The following is a 17,145-nucleotide window of genomic DNA, read 5'->3' as shown; positions in this document are numbered from 1 at the left end:
AAATTCCGCGCCCCTCATTTAAGACGTCAGTCATCCTTGGCTGGCTATAATAATTCGAAAGATATATTAGAGAATTATATTTTACAAGGGTCTCTGTTTAATTTTTTCTTCTGCTTTCATTAAGCTTAAAGATTTGAATAATTGAGAGTAAGAATTCGGGGTTATAGATCTTAAATATATCACTTGGCCTAAAACGCTTTCGATTTCTTTTGAAGTTAGCTTTGATAAATCCTTTTCGTGTTTACATAGCTTATTATTAATTTTTCTCATAATTTTATTGGGTCGTAATAATATGTGATCAGGACTAATTGCGCATCCTGTAACTATTTTGTAGGAGTTCTTGCTATAAAATTTTGTTTTTTCTCTTTTCAATGATAAGTTTACAGATTCTAGAAGTTTTGATATTTTTTTTAGAATATAAGGATGAATGGATTTTTCTGAAGATAGTGTAATATCGTCTACATATAAGGAGAATGTGATACCGTTCGCTTTTGAAAAAGCATCAATTCTATTGAATATTCTTGCGTAAGAATGATAGGCTAAGATTTGGCTGACCGGACTGCCTGTTGGCAGGAAAGTTTTATAGCAGCAAAGCTCAGTTAGTATTCGCGCAATATCATCTGAAGTGTGAAGCGTATATTTAAAAAATCTAAAAATGTATTCTTTATTGCAATTAATGTAAAAGCTTCGGATGTCCGCCGTTACTATATAATTGCTATCTTTGTGATATGACGCATTAGAAATATTTGATTTTCCTTTTACTCCTGAAAAAAGAAATTCGGGCGCTACAATCGAAGCAAGAGATTTTTGAATTATAGAATGCACTGATTTGAGTTTATAGCTAGGCTCTTGTATTTCTCTGAGTTTTCCGTTTTCTCCTTCCTCAAACCATACTTTATAGTTTGAATCATCTTGGAGAGTAAGGAGTTCTTTGAGGGAAACACGTAAGTATTTCGCTAATCTTTTTTTGTTTGAAAGTGTATAAAAAAAATTACCGTGAACTGTGTGCATTCTCTTCCCCTTCGACTTTATGCAAAAAATTGATAATTAGCTTACTAAGAGAACCTTTAAATGACTTTTTATCACTTTGTTTTTCCGTTCCTTCAGATAATAAAAAAATCGAAGATACTGGCATATTAAAAACAACACTGTATTTATTGAGTAATTCTAGTGTGGGTTCTTTCTTTCCATTTTCAATCTCAGAAAGATAAGAAGGTGAGATCGATAATTTTTCTGCAAGGTCTTTGGCTTTCAAATCGTGAAAGACACGCAATAAACGCAGAACTTCGTGGATCATATCCAATTGCTCCTATTAGAATTTAGTAAGAGTATGAATAGAACAGGAGATTAGTTATTCCATTTTTTTGAGAGCGCCACAGACTAGTCAGTCCTTAGAAATTCTTTCTAATAGATCAATAATTTTCAAAATTATTTTGATTATCTCTATTAGGACTCGTTTGTGTTTCCTAAAAAATCTAAACAACCAGTTAGAGTTGGGTCCGTGAACTTTAATTTCGTTCATTTTTTACTTCCTTTGATATCAAAATTTATTCTGTTGATATCCCGTACAAGGAATCCGGTCTCTAACTGTTTTCATCTCCTATACTATTTGTCGGTCGGGTCGCGACCCCGTAGGAGCGACACGTCCCGCGACTACTGAGCGCGCATCAGAACAATCCAATGAAGACTCAGGGCCGGGGAATTTGTGAGCCCCAGATTTTACTCTGGGACTCGCGAGTACTTAAAGCACTCTCTTAAGTAGCTACCGAAGTAACTATTACGGTTTGCCGGAACAGCCCACGAAACAACGGTACTGAATATGTCTCTTTAGATCAAGAATAAAATTTGCTGAGAGCGAATTAAATTCAAAAAAATTACTTCAGACTCAGTAAAGGTGACATTGCTTGTCACGGTTCTTACATTGTGGGCTGGCAAGAACCGCGCCACCCGAACGCGTTGCGATCGGGACGCTAAAGCTAATCGTTCAATCTGTCTTTTTCGCCCTCGTTAAAACTGCTTCGCAGATTTTACTCGGGCGGAAATCTTCGATCCCATAAATTATCACTTAGAAAATACGGAATAGAAATACTCAGGCGGTTTATTATAAAGTTCGCATAATCTGATAAAATCTTCTATAAACAATCTTTTCTTTCCGGATTCAACTTTTGAAATATAACTCTGATATTTTCCTAATCTCTCAGATACTTGTGCTTGAGTTAGATTTACTTCGATCCTTGCGCCTCTAAGCTGATTAAAGAAGGATTTTCGCTCTTCGTCAGAAATTTCTCCTCCAATATTCGATTTTGCTTGTCCAGATAAAGAGTTTAGGTGCTTTCTCCTTAAAAAAGGAACTTTTAAAAAATAAAAATCTTTAAAGAACACGTACACACGGTATACTGCGTTCACTTTTTGTCAACCATGCCGCAATATACCGTGCGTGGAATTAGAAGAATTTTTACAAAAAGTCGGAAGAAAGATTCAGGCAATCCGAAAGGAAAAAGGATTTACTCAGGAAAATATGGACGAAGGTGATTATGCCGTTCCTGTAAGAACTTTGCAAGATATTGAAGCGGGTAGGGCAAATTTTACTGCAAGTTCAATCTTTAAACTTTCCAAGCGATTGAAAGTGAAACCAAAAGATTTTTTGGATATCTGAAAATTGCAATTTCATTGGCATCACTAATCGTCTCTGCCGTCGCCGATTAGGATTCGGGGCGCGGCAAGCAGATAACTAAAAATTGTCGCGTCGGGCTCGCTAATGCGACCCTTGCTTGGGCTTCACCACATTCCGCTTTGTCACTCGCCTTGCAAAGCAAGTCTCGCGCCAAGTCCTTCGGACCCGCGGATCGTCGACAATCACTTGTCGTTAGGCGACATTACTCAAAAATTTTATGACTAAGCAACTAAAAACTATCAAAAGGACTGTTTCTGTCGGAACTCAACTATTTTATTACGAATTTACCGAATGACTGATTTCTTTTGAGGTTTTGGGATAAATTCTTAATTCTTCGCTCTCTTTGAATTGTTTATCTGTTGCCGGATTTTGTTGTTCGGACTTTTTCAAGGATTCCGTTCTCCAGTGTCGTAACACAAAATAGTCGATCTCCAATGATTCCGCCGCTTCTTTTATCGTAAACGGACCGGAAAGCGTTCGCTTTACGGCTTGTTCTTTAAACTCCGGAGAGTATTTTCCTTTTTGACTCATATACATCTTATTGCCCGAGCAAAAGATGTCCGTTTTTACGTCGCTCGGGTTTCCCACGCATTGGAGCAACTCGAATGCTTGCTGTCTCGCTTCTCCTATGTATCTTGTGTCAAGCCTTCCGCAATTTATTACATAAGACCATAAAGTTTAAGCTTACAAAACATAGAATTTTTACCCCTAATATTTATACGAAGCAGAAGGACTAACAAGCTTGAGTTCTGATACCTATCGAGCGATCCATAAGGAGCGAAGATAATCAAAAAGCCGCGGAGCGGAAAACTTTTTGGTTCTTTGCGAAAGCAAAGACGAGCGATCCATAGCGAGCGAAAATGCTTTTCGTTTCCTCCACCAGCCTTCTCTTGACTCTGTCGAATCAAGAATATCATACTCGGAACTGTCTTACGTTCAAGAAACATACTAATCTATGGGCGCTCGACCCCCACACATTTTTAGAATTCTGTCGCTTTTTCTAAAAATAAGGGCTTTGTACTTCATCAATTTCCGAAATTGACCGAACTAGAAAGGAAGAAGAGGGTTACCGGAATATGATGCGCTCACTCTGGACGGCTGCAACGGGAATGATTGCCCAGCAGTTCCATATCGATACGATTTCAAACAACTTAGCAAACGTGAATACAACAGGATTTAAAAAAAATCGCGCTGACTTTGAGGATTTGGTTTACCAACACCAGGTTTTAGCCGGAACTCCGGCCACTTCTGTAAGTGAGATTCCTACGGGAGTCAATGTAGGTCATGGGGTGAGAGCGGCGGCTTCGCAAAAACTTTTTGAAATCGGTTCTTTTCAAGCGACCGGAAATAAATTGGATATGGCGATTACCGGAGAAATGGGATTTTTTAAAATCCAAATGCCGGATGGGAGTTTTGCTTTCTCCAGAGACGGATCTTTTAAGATAGATTCAAACCAACAAGTAGTGACGTCTAACGGATATCTTCTCGAACCGCCGCTCATTCTTCCCGAAGGAGCGATCTTGAACACACTGATGATTTCCGAACAGGGAGAAGTCACCGTAAAAGTCGGAGCGGATATCCGTCCGATCGTGATCGGTCAGGTGGAACTTTATCGTTTCGTAAACCCGGCGGGTCTTCAAGCGATCGGAAAAAACTTATTTCAAGAAACGGTGGCGTCCGGACCTGAAATTCCGGGAACTCCGGGTATGGAAGGATTCGGAAACGTACTTCAAGGATTTTTGGAAATGAGTAACGTAAAGATCGTGGAAGAGATGGTGAACATGATCGTTGCTCAAAGAGCTTACGAGTCCAATTCGAAGGCTATTCAGACCTCGGATAATATGCTGTCTACTGCGATTTCCCTCAAGAGATAAGAACTTTATAAATTTCTTATGAAGCTTGCGCGGATTCTTGTTCTTTTAGTCTTGGGCGCCGATTCACTTTGGGGGGCCGGGATTTATCTCAAAGGTAGGGTGATCGTGGAAGGGGAAGAAGTTCTTTTATCTTCCGTCGCTCGGATTCCGGATGGATTCGAAGACCGTGTTCTCATCCGAGATTTAAAGCGCCCCATGTTTGTCGGATCCAAAGACATCTTGAAGATTTACGGAGATTTGAAGCCAATCGTGGTAGGAAAGGAAACTTTGGTTCTTCCTTTGAATCATATCTTGAAACCCGAAGAAATCGAGGAATCGCTTACCGACGAGATCAAAAAGAAACATCCGAACGGGGAGTTCAAACTTACGTTTTTATCCGGAGATATCAAGGTTCCTTCGGAAGGCGTTCAACTTCGTTGGGCGAATCTTTCTTCCCGTTTGCATCCGGGACAACTCATGGCTTCTCTGGAAATATTTTTTCAAAATCAAAAAGTTCATACTTTGAGGATTCGTTTTCAGGTGGAACAAAAGATAAAGGTATTAAAGGCGAGTCGTTCTTTGAACAAAGGGATCAAAATCGTAAAAGAAGATTTCAAAGAAGAAGAAACCTTTACTTCTGAGGAAATTTTGGACTCCCCCGGAAACGAGTTACTGGGTTCTACTCTTTTAAAAGACATGAACGAAGGTGAGGTCTTTCGTAAAAAACACGTTCGTAAGATTCAGGACGTTCAAAGAGGAGGAGAAGTTCTAATGATCTATCATAAAGAGAGTCTCGTTCTTAAAGCGAAAGTGAAAGCTCTGAGTTCCGGAAATATCGGGGAAGAAGTTCAGGTTGCGACTCATTCCAGAGAGGGACAGTTGAGAGCGAAAGTCGTGGATAAGAATACGGTGGTCGCGGAATGAAATTCGATTCGATTCTCGGTGTAAGTTCTGGAATTTTAGATGAGGTCATTCTTTACTATTTTTTACGTAATTTACGCCGTGTTTTAAAACTCACCGCCGTTTTCTACGATAATTTTACCCACGAGCCGCGATTTTGTGAACGATCGAATTTTTGTAGAAATTCCCACTCGGCTTTTTATTTAGAAAAATATAATTTTCTAATAGAAAGAAATATTCCGAGTTTGCCTGCTCATCGAGCAATTTATAAAGGGCGAGATGTTAAGTTTTACTCTACGCTGTATCCTAGAAAGTTCAACGCAGAGTTTTCCTATGGGTCGTTTCTTAGGGCACAAGTTTCACGGAAGATCGTCGTATTTCCGACATGTTTATTTTCGGGCCCAGGTAACTTGTGGGAAAGGATTTTATTAAAAAGTTCAAGATTGAGTTTTTTGGGAACAGGCGTTTTTTTTCTTCTATTCTGCGTTTTCGCGGGAAACCAATCCAGTTTGAATGCTCAAGAATCCTCCCTTTGGGCGGATAAAAATCCGTATTCCATCCGCCAAAATATCAAGGTCGGATCTCCTCTCTACGTTAAAATTAGAAACGGTCTACAGGCGGAATTCGAGCTCGAATCCAATGCGGACGAAACCCTGACCTTGAAAGTTATGCCCGATAAAAAGATTATTCCCGATATGCCATCGTATAACAGTGATCGTACGATTACTCGAAAAAATAAGGGGAAGATCAAGTCTTTGGGGAAAATAAAAGGAAACTTGACGGTTCTCGTAACCGCAGTGGATCCGAACACAGGGCTTTTGAGCATCCGGGGACAAAAAATGAACGTGATCAACGGAGAGGAAAATAGCCTTTTTTTATCAGGAACGGTTTCTCCGGAATTTGTGGAAAAGGATTCCTCTATTGATGCGGATAAAATCGCCGATCTTCAGGTGAACTTTAATGGAAAAATCAAGCGCCAAGAAGTAATTCCTCCGATCGCTTTAAAATCTGTCACAAATCCGGACGGTTCCGTGACAACCAAGGCCGAACTTTCGGAGGAAGAAAAACAAAGACTGATTCTGAACCAACTGAACCGGCTTTTGGGAGAATCACAATGAAATTAGAATATTCTATTTTTTGCATTCTTTTATCGAGCGGAGTATCCTTTTTTTCTATAAACGCGGCCGAGCTTAAGCTGAAAGACATTGCAAGAATCGAAGGAATTCGGGAAAATCAGATCACGGGATACGGAATCGTAGTCGGTCTTCCTGGAACCGGAGATAGTAAAACTCCTTTTACTTCCGAGAGTATGAAAAATTATCTGAAAAACCTCGGAGTAGAAGCCAATCTCAAACCGGATCAAACTCGAAACATTGCATCCGTTTTGATCACCGCTACGATACCGACTTATTCTCGCAAAGGGGATAAGTTGAACGTAATCGTATCTTCCATCGGAGATGCTAAGTCCTTGGAAGGAGGGGTTCTCCTGCAATCTCCTTTGAAAACGGCCGGGGATAAAACATTCGCGGTGGCTTCGGGCGTGATTTCTTTCGGCGGAAGACAGGAACAAGAAAGAGGGAGCGGTGCGAGGGGAAATAAAAAGACGGTCGGAATTATTCATGGAGGAGCGATCGTCGAGCAGGAGTTGGATCAGAACTTTTACGCTTCCGAAAGAATTCAGATTCAACTTGAAAATCAGGATTTTACGGCTTTAAACACGATCGTTTCTCGTATTCGTTCTATTCTTCCCGGGAAACACGGAATCGGACCGGAATCGGTTGTTCCCGTTTCTCCTTCCGAGATCAATATCGTTCTTGGAAAAACTTTCGAAAATAAGTCCGACGCATTCTTAACTTTATTAAGCGACATTGAAAATCTTACCGTCGAAACCCAGGTTAAGCCGAAGGTGATAATCAACGAAAGAACCGGAGTTATCGTAATGGGCGGCAACATCACGATTGAAGAGGTTGCGGTTTCTCGTTCCGGCTTGAATCTTTCCGTCACTGATAAAAACCGGAGACGTAACTGGTTTGGAAAAGAACAAGAGCCGGTTAAAAACTCTTTTTTGATCGAAGAATCCACGAGCGTAGGTGACGTGGTCGAAGCCTTGAACAAGGTTGGAGCCTCTACTAGGGACATCATCGCTATATTGGAAGCTTTGAAAAAATCGGGCGCGTTACACGCGGAGTTGGAGATACAATGAAAATCAATTTCATTCAAGATTACACAAATAAGTTGAATCTGGTCGAAAAACCTGAAGTCAAAAGTCTTATCCATATAGAGAAATCGAATCAAGAAAAACGGAACGTTTCCTTTCCTGAACGGCTTCGGGAAGAATTTAACGAGGAATTTTCCGGTAAGATCAGTTCCTCCGAAGTCAAACTTCCTCATAATATCAAGGAGGAGATTGCGACCGATCCGTATCGCAAAAAACTTTATTCCGCGTCCGTTGAATTCGAATCTATCTTTGTGAAGATGATGCTGACGGAAATGAAAAAGACCGTAGAGAAATCTGGTCTCATCGACGGAGGTCACGCGGAAGCGATCTTTGAAGACATGCTCTACGACGAATATTCCAAAAACCTTTCGGCAAATTCTTCCTTGGGTCTTGCGGAACAGATCTATCAGTCTTTATCTTTCAATCTTACTCCGATTGACGCTGGGACCAGAACCGATCGTAAGGCTTAAAATGAAACACATTCCAGAAAAGTCGTTTTTAAAAGCGGACTTGATTCTGTACTAAGTTCTATTCTTAAATACGAAAAATCTTTGTTAGTCGATTAGATCCGAAAATTTAATTCCGTCCAAATCGTTTTGTAGTTTTTCTTCCGTTTTTTCGATCTTGGAACTGATGTTTCCGGGAAATAATTTCAGTTCCTTATCTCCCGTTAAAAGAGGTTCGGGAATTTTTCGATAAACGTCTCCGATACTCAAATCCGCCGGAGAAATAATCGGAACAAATTCGTTTTTCCTCGTTTCGGATAAAAACCCTAACTCGCAAAGTTTTTTTGTGAGAATCGGGATTTCTTCCTCTTTCAACTTGGAAACCGAAGAAAGTTCGATGGAAGTGGAAGGTATCTTTTTTTCTCTTTGAATCCTATATGCGGACTTTAAAATCGAAATCAATTTTCGAAACTCGTTGCTTGATGAGGTATGAATTTCATCCAGAGAGTGAAGAGGAGCGAGATATCTCTCTCTGAATTGAAGAGACGCGGTGATTTCTGCACCGAACAGAACAATTAAAGAAAGTGAATATACTCCCAAAAGAAAAATCGGAATCGCCGCTAAAGCTTTGTAGATAATCATTGTGGTTTCGCTGAACGAGGAAAGATACACATAAAATCCCCAAAGAAAGATAAGAAAGATGATACCTGTAACCGCCGCTCCTACAGAGGAGGCTTTTAGGGGAACCTTCGTATTCGGGATCAAAGAATAAAGACTTAGAAAAAAGAGCCAAATTCCGGAGAGTGGAAATAAAATTCTTAGGAAAGAATAAATCGTAAAAACACTGTCTCCTCCGGCGATTAGCGAGGTCGCGAACTTCTGATCTTTGGATTCTGTAATACTGATGGTACGATATTCGCCTACGTTGAGCATTTTGAGCTTTCCGTTCTCTTTTCTTTCCAAAAGAAGATTGGCCCACAACTTGCCGTTCATCGGGGTATAAAATGGATTCCAGTGATCTCCTAGATCTGTGGAAATGAGTATATTCCCCAGACTATCCATGAGGAATAATTCCGTTATATCGGGTCCCGTAAATGACCAGATACGGATGAAGTTATACCGTTTGTGACGCAGTTCGATCCAACTATTTCCTCCGTCTTGGGAACGATACAAAACTCCTCTTTCTCCCGTCAAAAAGATATCCCCGTTTGTAGTTTGATGGATGTCATGGAACGCTAAATGAGTCAGTCGATTCGGATAAAAATTGAATCCTCCGTCGTTGCTTGTCCATACGGTCCCGGATTCGTCCGCGATGTAACCTTTTAATGTGTCTGGAAAATAGACTTTGGAAGCGTTCATCTTCAACCTATCTTTGAAGATCGGTTTGAAGGAGATTCCTTCGGGAATATAGTGTAAAACTTCTCCATTTTTGAATATAATGAAAATGTTATTTTTATTGATGACTTCTATGTCTTTGAGTTCAACTCCTTCGAACGAGGTCAGTGTCCAGACAGAGGATTCGATGGGTTTGATTAAGAGAATCCCTTTTGTGGAAAGGGCGTAGATGGTTTCTTCTCGGATTTTAATACGAATAAAATCGGAATTTCCTATATTCGGTTTTTTGCAGAAGTCTAATCCTCCTCCTAAGTTGTCTAAACATCTCATATTTTCAAAATCAATTTCGTCTTCCCGGATCGAATATTCCTTTTTGAGGTTGGAATCCATTCGAAACAGGGTTCCATTTTCTCCGCTCACCCAGATTTTACCGGAAGAATCTTTTTCCATGGAAAAGTAGTGGGAGGGTCTGAAAAAATCGATGGTCTTTTTAGCGATTCCTTCTCCGATCACGAAAAGAAGAGGACCTATCGCCAAAACGAAAAAATAAAACACGAATTTTTGAAAGAGGGATCTGTTGGAACGGATCTTCCAAATTCCGTTGAACGCGTTTTCCAAAGAACGTAAAACTGCGGTCGCTGAGAATACCAAAATCACAAATCCGATGGCCCCGATCTGAGTTGCAGTATCGATCAGTTCTCCGATCGTTTCGAGATACGTGTTTATATCCACGTTGATATTACTTTGTAAAATGAAGGTGTTGATTGTGTCGAAAATTTCCTCTTTTCGATTTTCCAAACCGGAAGTGATTGTGATCAACGATAACGCAACCGTGAGCATTGGAATCAAAGATACGATTGTCGTATAAGAAATTCCGGAGGCTTGCATGAGACAATCATCCTTGATAAAGCGATACGCGGAACCTACGATGATCCGGATGAATAGAACAAAAATTTTTAGAAAACCTTTTTTGGGAATCTTATCAGAATCGGCCAACCAACCCGGTTTAAATAGATGTAACATTGTTCATTCCGCCTTGAAGCTGTACAGAACCATGGACGAAGTCAAAGGCCTGCCTTGATTTTTGAGTTTGCTTTTCCAATGGTAAACACTGATTCGAATCCATTTCCAATAATCTTTCCAGGAGCGGAAACTTCCTCTTGACTTAAGTAACTTTGCGAGGAGCGAAAAATCAACTCCGAGATAAATGATGTGATCTCTAAAACCCGAGCGATCAAGAATTTTTTTCAGATTCGATTCCGAATAATAATAAAAATGCCCCGGAAGATAATAGTGGTAGTTTGCCCCCGCATCAATCGCTTGCATGCCTTCGAAGTTTGCGGTTTGTAGAAGTAGCAATCCTCCCGGTTTAAGAATTCGGCAAAGTTTTTGAAAAACGCGGTCCGGTTGCGAGAGATGTTCGATCACCTCTACGAGAGTGATCACGTCGAAAAAATTTTCGGGAAGATCTACGTCTAAAAATTCTCCCTGATATACTTTGAATCCTCTGGATTTTGCGGCTTCGGCGGAGTAAGAAGAAATTTCCACACCGGTGACTTCAAAACCGGCTTCTTTTGCACAATTCAGGAAACCTCCGAAGGAACAACCAATATCTAAGAATTTTCCTTTCGGTTTGAATTTTTGGATGTTTTTAATCCGGGCTTTCCAAACGTATCGGTCGAATTTTTCGGTTTGTCTTTCGTCTCGATATGAAAAGTTCGCATTGCCGGAGTAATATTTTTCCGTATAGAGTTCGGAAGGTTTTGGTCTTGGGTGTTGGGTTCTGAGTCCGCAGGTAGAGCAGATATAAATTGGAATATTATAATTTTTAAATGTGGAGTAATATAAGAATTTCCAGTCGTTTTTTTGACAGCAAGGACAAATTTCGTTTAGAGTTTCGCCAAAAAGATCCAATGACAAATCCTTTCTTCCAATTTTCCCAAAGGAGTTCTTTCTGTATAACCGAAATTGGTATGGGAAAAATCCTTTAAATCTTCTTTCAATTCTTCTAATGTATAAAAACGGGAGTAAGCCCCTTTTAAGTCCGTGGCTCCGATCACAGTTCCCTGCGCCTGAAGATGTGTATCCCCGACTGCTCGCACCGACCCAGCTAGATATCCTCCTTTCTTGAGAATTCTGATTTTTTCTTTTAGAATTTCTTGAGTGGATTTTGTGGAATTATAGTGCAATACTCCCCAACTTACGATCACGTCGAAAAAATTCTTTTCAAAAGGTAACGGAGAATTATCGCCTAACAAAGCTTTGACGAAAGGATACGTTTCTCGAATTGTTTTTACGGAATTTTCCGTATAGTCCATCGCATAAACTTGATAACCGAATTCGTTTAATAAAACGCAGTGTCTTCCTGAACCGGCTCCGAAATCCAAGGCTTTCCGTTCCGTTTGTTTATCGGAATAACCGGCTCCGATTTTCGAAAGCATTCTGACTAGATTTTCATCGGGATAACCTAACCTGGATTTGGTTCTTGTGTAATGTAGATTCCAGGCGGATCGGGAAGAAGGTTCAGACGGATTCAAATTTACCTTCCAGTCTTTGCAGAACGGACTCCTTCCAATTTTCCAAAGTCTGATCGTTTTGATCGGGGCCTAAAATCCCGACACTTCGAGTTCTTATTGCGTTTCCTTCCGACGTTCTTAAAATTTCTCCATGTTGTTTCAACTTACGATCGAAGATGATTTTTTCTTTTCCTTTTATAAAAAATTCGGAATGTTCGATAAATTTGGATTTTCCTTCGGGAGGCGCGGAGAAAAAAATCCCCGCATATTTTTTAGGGATTTTCGAATAGTTCAAAAATGGTTCGATTTTTTCTCCTGTCAAAAGTTTTACTAAATTCTCGAAATAAGAAGAACCGAAGTAACTCGGGATCAGAGCGTCCGCTAAAAATTCTCCTCCAACTTCGGGGACCGCTTCGATCAGATAGATTTCTCCTTGTGGATTGATCCTGAATTCGGCAACGAACGGGCAGTTGTTCATCTTAGTTGCCACGGCCAGAGCCCTGCAGTTGAGAAGAATTTCTCCAATTAATTCGGAATGTAAAAAAGGAAGAGTATGAGCAATTTCTAAATAAGGCGCGTACTTCGTCACATCCTTGTGAGAAATGGACGCCGGAAAAAACTTTCCGTTTTGAATCAATCCACAGACGGTGATTTCAAAGCCCGGAATATATTCTTCTGCGATCCATTCTTCCTTAGCCATATTCGTTTTCTTTTTGGATAAGGAAGCCCTTGTACGAGAGTTTTTTTTCTTGGATTTAAGAAAGGATTCCCATTCTTCCTGATCGTAAAAGGTCCTGATTCCTTCTTTACCGCTTCCTTGAGAAGGTTTATATACGAAGGGAAATTGATTCTTTAAGGTACTTATATCATAATTTTCCGGAGTTAAAATTCCTATCTTCTTTGCGGTTTCTTTGAGCAGATTCTTATCCGAACAGATCTCTACACTTTTAAGACTAGCATAACGTAGTTTTAATTTGTCGGCTATGTAGGAAGCGGTATAAGTAGCTTTTCCGTAGGAGCGAGTCCCGACTCCGAGAATTTTTCCCTGAAGAGGAATTTCAGAAATCGTTTTTAGAATTTTACGATATTCGGTGACTGATTCCATGATCCTGAGAGAGGACATGCTCAAACCAGGTGCGCGGTTGTTTCTGTCCACGGCGATCACCGAGTAACCGAGCCCGATTGCAGCGGAGATTAAGGGGACTTGATTGGGTCCGGCCCCGATGGAAAGGAAATATCCCTTTTCTTTCATCATCCGTAGATTTCTTTTTACACGCAAGAAAGTCAAAGGATTTTTACGAGCCGTATGACTCGATTCTGTGCTTAGCGAAAAGCGGATCGGTGAAGGTTCGTTTTTATTTCCGAATTTTTTCCTCGTAAGAATAATCTTGATTTCGTCCTGATGAACGTAAACCACAACGGATTTCTGCGCAAGTTTTGAAACTCCATCGACTTCGATTCTTAGAAGTAATTTACGTGTAATCGACCAGTCTGAAGGGACCTGAGGCATGATCGTTCGAAACTGTCTATGCGCTTATATAGTTGACGAAGATTTGAGACGTTCCGTTGTCTTCGATTTTTGTGAATGAATCCGAGTGGGGATTGGGGATTTTTCCCAGACTTTGATTTCCACCGATCCTTGTGGAAATTAATTTGGGCTCATTTCATTTTCGTAATTTTGCAGAGTTTCCTGGATACGTCTTTGACTGAGGGAAACTGGATCGGGTCTCCGGGAAGAATTCAATGTGTAGATAAAGGGAACAATTCCTTACGAAATGCGTTCGTATAAAATTCGAACTCCTCCTGCCTTTTCCCCATTCGGTCTGAGGTTCTGAGAAAAAAGAACGAGTTTGTCGTTCCCGTTCCTTTCGACACTGGTTTGCCAACCCCAGCGCGTTTCCGGAGTTTCACCTCCGTAGTGTCCTGTGAACGACCATTCTTTGGATCCTGGATTTCCTTCGGAGAATAGAATTCCGGTTCCCATTCCGAAACTTTCAATCCAGGCGGACTCGTATCTTTGTTTGTCGATATGATATCCGTAGATTGCGATTCCTTCCAAAGGTTCTCCTCCGTAACTTCCCTTGTATTCGTGAAGAAGAAATCTTCCACCTAATATAAGTTTCATGTTTCCGAAGATCGGAGATTCGTCGGCGACCTTTCCTTCTTCGAACATCATCTGTGCCACACCTTTCCAGTTTCCGACAAGTAGCTCCAGTTCTTTATGAATTCCTTCCCGTTTGCTTTGTTCGAATTTTTCTTTGCTCATAAAGGAGAATACTGAAATTCGATGGGTAAAACAAGTCAAGACGGATTTTTCTGAAATGAGATTTGACCGTTATGCAAAGAAGTTCGTAGGTTCAGATCCGACTCAGTTCAATTTTACGATCTATATTTTGAAACGTACAATTCTTCAACGTTTTCGAAGTTAGAGTTATCCGAATTTCATGAACGGTTCAAGGAATACTGTTTATCCGGAAATTGCCGCGAGTCCGCTCTTTGAATAGTTTTCAAATTCTTTTGGCTAATCTATTTTCGTTTTCTTCATCAAAAAGAGTTTATCAGTTTTTTATAATTGGTTACTTCGATGAACGGACTAAGACAAAATGGCGCCCCTTCTGGGCTTGAAAACCGTGGGTTAGATGCAAGCATATACCACAAAACAAGAAAACCAACAGAAGGAACGTAATGAAAAGAAAAATATATGTAGGAATGGATGTCCACAAAGAAACGATTAGAATTGCGTGTTTAACGAACAATACAAAGGAAATAGTAAAAGAACAGCAGATAAAACATAATGAGGTTCAGATCAAAAAGTTCGTCAATAAACTAAAATCAGAATGGAACGAGATACATAGTTGTTACGAGGCGGGAGTAACGGGTTATCCACTTTACAGATATCTAAAGTCTTTGGGAGTGAATTGTATCCTTGTAGCACCCGGAAAGATACCAAGACAAAGTTCGGATAAGATCAAAACCGATAAAAGAGATGCGATCAAATTAGCAAAATTATTACGAAGTGGAGAATTAGAATCGATTCATGTACCGAGTGAAGAGGACGAAGCGGTAAGGGATTATTTGAGATCCCGTGACAGCCTTCGTTTGGATTTAGGAAGGAATCGTCAGAGGTTGATGAAATTCTTATTAAGAAAGGGTATAACTTACTCAGCAACAAAGTATTGGACAGTCAGTCATAACAAATGGTTGAACAATCTACAGTTTAACAATGAGATCCTTCAAGAGACATTTAACGACTATTATAGTCGGGTAAGAGTTCAAGAAGAGAATTTAAAAGCGATGGATAAGAGAATACAAGAGATAGCGGAAAGTGAACCGTATCGAGAGAAAGTGGGAATATTAAGATGTTTCCGAGGAGTGGATTATCTAACCGCAATGTTTTTACTTTGTGAGGTTTGTGACTTCAAACGATTCAAAACAGCCGGTTCGTTCATGAGTTTTTTAGGACTTGTTCCGGGAGAATATTCCAGCGGTTCCAAAAGAAAACAAACAGGGATAACAAAAACTGGAAGTCCCAGACTTCGAAGGATTTTGACAGAAGCAGCTTGGCAACATCGTTTCCCTGGAACGGGAAGTAAGATTGTAACCGCACGTAGATCGGGACAACCTGCGTTAGTTGTTGCTTTGGCGGAAAAAGCATCTCTCAGATTACACAAGAAGTTTCGTAATCTACAGCAAAGAGGAAAAACTCCTCAGGTAATGATAACGGCAGTTTCAAGAGAGTTATCCGGATTTCTTTGGGCGGCGATGAATCTGGTTGCATAGAGTTAGAGTAATGTTTCATCCAATAATTGAATTCGTTAGAGAAGATGTACGATAAAGGAGGAATACTTGTTGGCTCAGTGTTGAAGCAAATTTGAATTTCAAATTTGACCTTCGTTTTAAGACTAAGAACAGCTCCCGATGTATAGATTATCCTGCGGTATCCAACCCGCGAATATCAGTCTGATCAATCGTCGCGAATGCTTTTCTCTAACGAGTTAAATTATTGGGTGATTAAAAAAAATGCGAAAAAATATTTACGGCTCCGGATGGGGGCGCCATATCAGAGCTTGTCCCAAAACCTATTTCCAGGACATTCTAATTAAAATGATAGCAAATGCGATTTGGAATAATGCCTTATAATTTTCAAATTTGAATTCCCAACAAGTTTTTATGGCTCTAAATGCATTAAACCAAGCAAAAGTACGTTCGACTGTCCATCTAAAAGGATTTAGCGGAGCAATCCATTCAGGATTTCTCGCATTCTTTTTATTTGGAATTCGATATTGAATATTCTTCTTTTTTAAATTGTTCTTAATCGTTTTGTTAGAGTAAGCCTTATCTAAAGAAAGGATTTCTGGTTTAAGCAATTTTTTGTTTCTAAATACTTTGAACTTTTCTAAAGTAGGAAAAAGTAATTTAGAATCGTGAGTTCCTGCCGAAGCGATTACAAAAGCTACAGGTGCTCCACGCCGATCGATGAGAATATGCCTTTTAAGGCCTCTTTTGCCGCGATCCGTCGGGTTTGGACCCGTGAAAGCCCCCCTTTGGGAGCTCTTGCGAAGCTACCATCAGATGCCATTCTTTTAGTTCTAATTTTAACAGTGCGCTCATAAAGTTTTAATGCTTCTTTTTCAATTTTATCAAAAACTCCGCTGGCTACCCATTCCTGAAATCTTCTATGTAACGTTGATTTTGAACCGAACATCGGAGGTATATATCTCCATTGAATTCCTGTTCTTACCCTGTAAAATATTGCGGCCATCGCCACTCTATCATCAAGCCGAGGACGACCTCCTTTCTTGGAGTTTGTTTTACGCTTTGGTAGCAAGGGATGAAGGCGTTTCCAAATCTCTTCAGGGATATCTAAATGACCTAAATCTGATTTCATATGTCATATCTATTTCCTGAGACTACAAGTACAAGGAGGTTTTGGGACAAGCTCTAAGGAAGTAACAAGGACTTTAAAAGTGTTACCCATGTCTCCGGTCTAAACTGTTACCTATGTTCCAGGATGTACATAGTGAAATGCGGGTTCGTTAGGTGCTGGACGCGGTGGGAACGGTCGTTCTGATGGAAGACGGAAAAAAGACCATACGTACTTTACGAGCCGAAGAAAGCTTGAGGTGATGTTCTTACGTCCTGCATGGAAAAAGGTTTAGAGATTAGCTGCGACAGACTTGTCGAAATGTTGGCTTTGATCTAA

The 17,145-nt window shown here is 40.2% G+C and carries 16 protein-coding genes and 2 pseudogenes; 8 read left to right on the top strand and 10 right to left on the bottom strand.

Features of this window, described 5'->3' with window-relative positions; all coding sequences use genetic code 11:
* Window positions 1–81: 81 nt before the first annotated feature.
* The 3 genes from LEP1GSC190_RS11260 to LEP1GSC190_RS11250 all read right to left on the bottom strand — a co-directional run bounded on the left by LEP1GSC190_RS11260 (window position 82) and on the right by LEP1GSC190_RS11250 (window position 2,382).
* Window positions 82–1,011 (bottom strand): reverse transcriptase family protein, encoded by a 930-nt coding sequence (locus tag LEP1GSC190_RS11260; RefSeq protein ID WP_002764280.1) that lies wholly within the window; start codon window positions 1,009–1,011, stop codon window positions 82–84.
* Window positions 992–1,297, bottom strand: coding sequence for a helix-turn-helix transcriptional regulator (locus LEP1GSC190_RS11255; RefSeq protein WP_002756436.1), 306 nt, complete (start codon window positions 1,295–1,297; stop codon window positions 992–994). The genes LEP1GSC190_RS11260 and LEP1GSC190_RS11255 overlap by 20 nt, the downstream gene beginning before the upstream one ends.
* Before the next feature lie 764 nt (window positions 1,298–2,061).
* Window positions 2,062–2,382 (bottom strand): helix-turn-helix domain-containing protein, encoded by a 321-nt coding sequence (locus LEP1GSC190_RS11250; protein ID WP_002764285.1) that lies wholly within the window; start codon window positions 2,380–2,382, stop codon window positions 2,062–2,064.
* Between the two features lie 55 nt (window positions 2,383–2,437).
* Between LEP1GSC190_RS11250 and LEP1GSC190_RS11245 the strand changes: the two genes are divergently transcribed.
* The gene (locus tag LEP1GSC190_RS11245) at window positions 2,438–2,656 is read left to right on the top strand and encodes a helix-turn-helix domain-containing protein (RefSeq protein ID WP_002756397.1); all 219 of its coding nucleotides are present in this window, start codon (window positions 2,438–2,440) and stop codon (window positions 2,654–2,656) included.
* A gap of 303 nt (window positions 2,657–2,959) precedes the next feature.
* Here the strand turns inward: LEP1GSC190_RS11245 and LEP1GSC190_RS11240 are convergent.
* A pseudogene (locus LEP1GSC190_RS11240) lies at window positions 2,960–3,205 on the bottom strand (transposase); the annotation flags it as partial.
* Between the two features lie 548 nt (window positions 3,206–3,753).
* Here LEP1GSC190_RS11240 and flgG point away from each other — a divergent pair.
* The 5 genes from flgG to LEP1GSC190_RS11210 all read left to right on the top strand — a co-directional run bounded on the left by flgG (window position 3,754) and on the right by LEP1GSC190_RS11210 (window position 8,115).
* Window positions 3,754–4,548 carry a flagellar basal-body rod protein FlgG gene (gene flgG / locus LEP1GSC190_RS11230; protein ID WP_002619713.1) on the top strand — a complete coding sequence of 265 codons (795 nt, stop codon included), beginning with the start codon at window positions 3,754–3,756 and terminating at the stop codon, window positions 4,546–4,548.
* A gap of 18 nt (window positions 4,549–4,566) precedes the next feature.
* Entirely contained in the window at window positions 4,567–5,451 is an 885-nt protein-coding gene (flgA, locus tag LEP1GSC190_RS11225) for a flagellar basal body P-ring formation chaperone FlgA (RefSeq protein WP_002764257.1), read from the top strand.
* Between the two features lie 419 nt (window positions 5,452–5,870).
* Complete coding sequence (locus LEP1GSC190_RS20800) at window positions 5,871–6,545, top strand: flagellar basal body L-ring protein FlgH (protein WP_338034127.1); 675 nt, start codon at window positions 5,871–5,873, stop codon at window positions 6,543–6,545.
* Window positions 6,542–7,630: a flagellar basal body P-ring protein FlgI gene (locus tag LEP1GSC190_RS11215; protein WP_002764265.1), complete on the top strand. Its 1,089-nt coding sequence runs from the start codon at window positions 6,542–6,544 to the stop codon at window positions 7,628–7,630. Before LEP1GSC190_RS20800 ends, LEP1GSC190_RS11215 begins: the two co-directional genes overlap by 4 nt.
* Window positions 7,627–8,115 (top strand): rod-binding protein, encoded by a 489-nt coding sequence (locus tag LEP1GSC190_RS11210; protein WP_002764293.1) that lies wholly within the window; start codon window positions 7,627–7,629, stop codon window positions 8,113–8,115. Before LEP1GSC190_RS11215 ends, LEP1GSC190_RS11210 begins: the two co-directional genes overlap by 4 nt.
* Before the next feature lie 84 nt (window positions 8,116–8,199).
* Here LEP1GSC190_RS11210 and LEP1GSC190_RS11205 read toward each other — a convergent pair whose 3' ends face one another.
* The 5 genes from LEP1GSC190_RS11205 to LEP1GSC190_RS11175 form a co-directional block, all read right to left on the bottom strand.
* Window positions 8,200–10,449, bottom strand: coding sequence for a YhjD/YihY/BrkB family envelope integrity protein (locus LEP1GSC190_RS11205; protein ID WP_002764300.1), 2,250 nt, complete (start codon window positions 10,447–10,449; stop codon window positions 8,200–8,202).
* Between the two features lie 3 nt (window positions 10,450–10,452).
* Complete coding sequence (locus tag LEP1GSC190_RS11200; protein WP_036036884.1) at window positions 10,453–11,340, bottom strand: class I SAM-dependent methyltransferase; 888 nt, start codon at window positions 11,338–11,340, stop codon at window positions 10,453–10,455.
* Window positions 11,316–11,963 (bottom strand): class I SAM-dependent methyltransferase, encoded by a 648-nt coding sequence (locus tag LEP1GSC190_RS11195; RefSeq protein ID WP_002764278.1) that lies wholly within the window; start codon window positions 11,961–11,963, stop codon window positions 11,316–11,318. The genes LEP1GSC190_RS11200 and LEP1GSC190_RS11195 overlap by 25 nt, the downstream gene beginning before the upstream one ends.
* Window positions 11,950–13,194, bottom strand: a complete 1,245-nt coding sequence (locus LEP1GSC190_RS11190) for an ATP-grasp domain-containing protein (protein WP_036036899.1) — start codon at window positions 13,192–13,194, stop codon at window positions 11,950–11,952. Before LEP1GSC190_RS11190 ends, LEP1GSC190_RS11195 begins: the two co-directional genes overlap by 14 nt.
* A 516-nt stretch (window positions 13,195–13,710) precedes the next feature.
* Entirely contained in the window at window positions 13,711–14,208 is a 498-nt protein-coding gene (locus LEP1GSC190_RS11175) for a DUF1579 family protein (protein WP_002764291.1), read from the bottom strand.
* Between the two features lie 419 nt (window positions 14,209–14,627).
* Between LEP1GSC190_RS11175 and LEP1GSC190_RS11170 the strand changes: the two genes are divergently transcribed.
* The gene (locus LEP1GSC190_RS11170) at window positions 14,628–15,722 is read left to right on the top strand and encodes an IS110 family RNA-guided transposase (protein ID WP_002744987.1); all 1,095 of its coding nucleotides are present in this window, start codon (window positions 14,628–14,630) and stop codon (window positions 15,720–15,722) included.
* A gap of 197 nt (window positions 15,723–15,919) precedes the next feature.
* A pseudogene (locus LEP1GSC190_RS20795) lies at window positions 15,920–16,024 on the top strand (histidine kinase); the annotation flags it as partial.
* On the opposite strand, the gene LEP1GSC190_RS11165 reads toward LEP1GSC190_RS20795, so the two are convergent.
* Window positions 16,022–16,830, bottom strand: a protein-coding gene (locus LEP1GSC190_RS11165; RefSeq protein WP_174232269.1) for an IS5 family transposase whose coding sequence is annotated in 2 segments (ribosomal slippage) — window positions 16,022–16,491 and window positions 16,491–16,830 — 810 coding nt in all. Because the reading frame shifts where the segments join, the coding sequence is not laid out codon by codon here. The pseudogene LEP1GSC190_RS20795 and the gene LEP1GSC190_RS11165 overlap by 3 nt on opposite strands.
* Window positions 16,831–17,145: the final 315 nt, after the last annotated feature.

This window comes from Leptospira mayottensis 200901116 (genome assembly GCF_000306675.2).
Taxonomy (GTDB): Bacteria; Spirochaetota; Leptospiria; order Leptospirales; family Leptospiraceae; genus Leptospira; species Leptospira mayottensis.
This window is presented reverse-complemented; position numbering and strand designations above follow the sequence as displayed.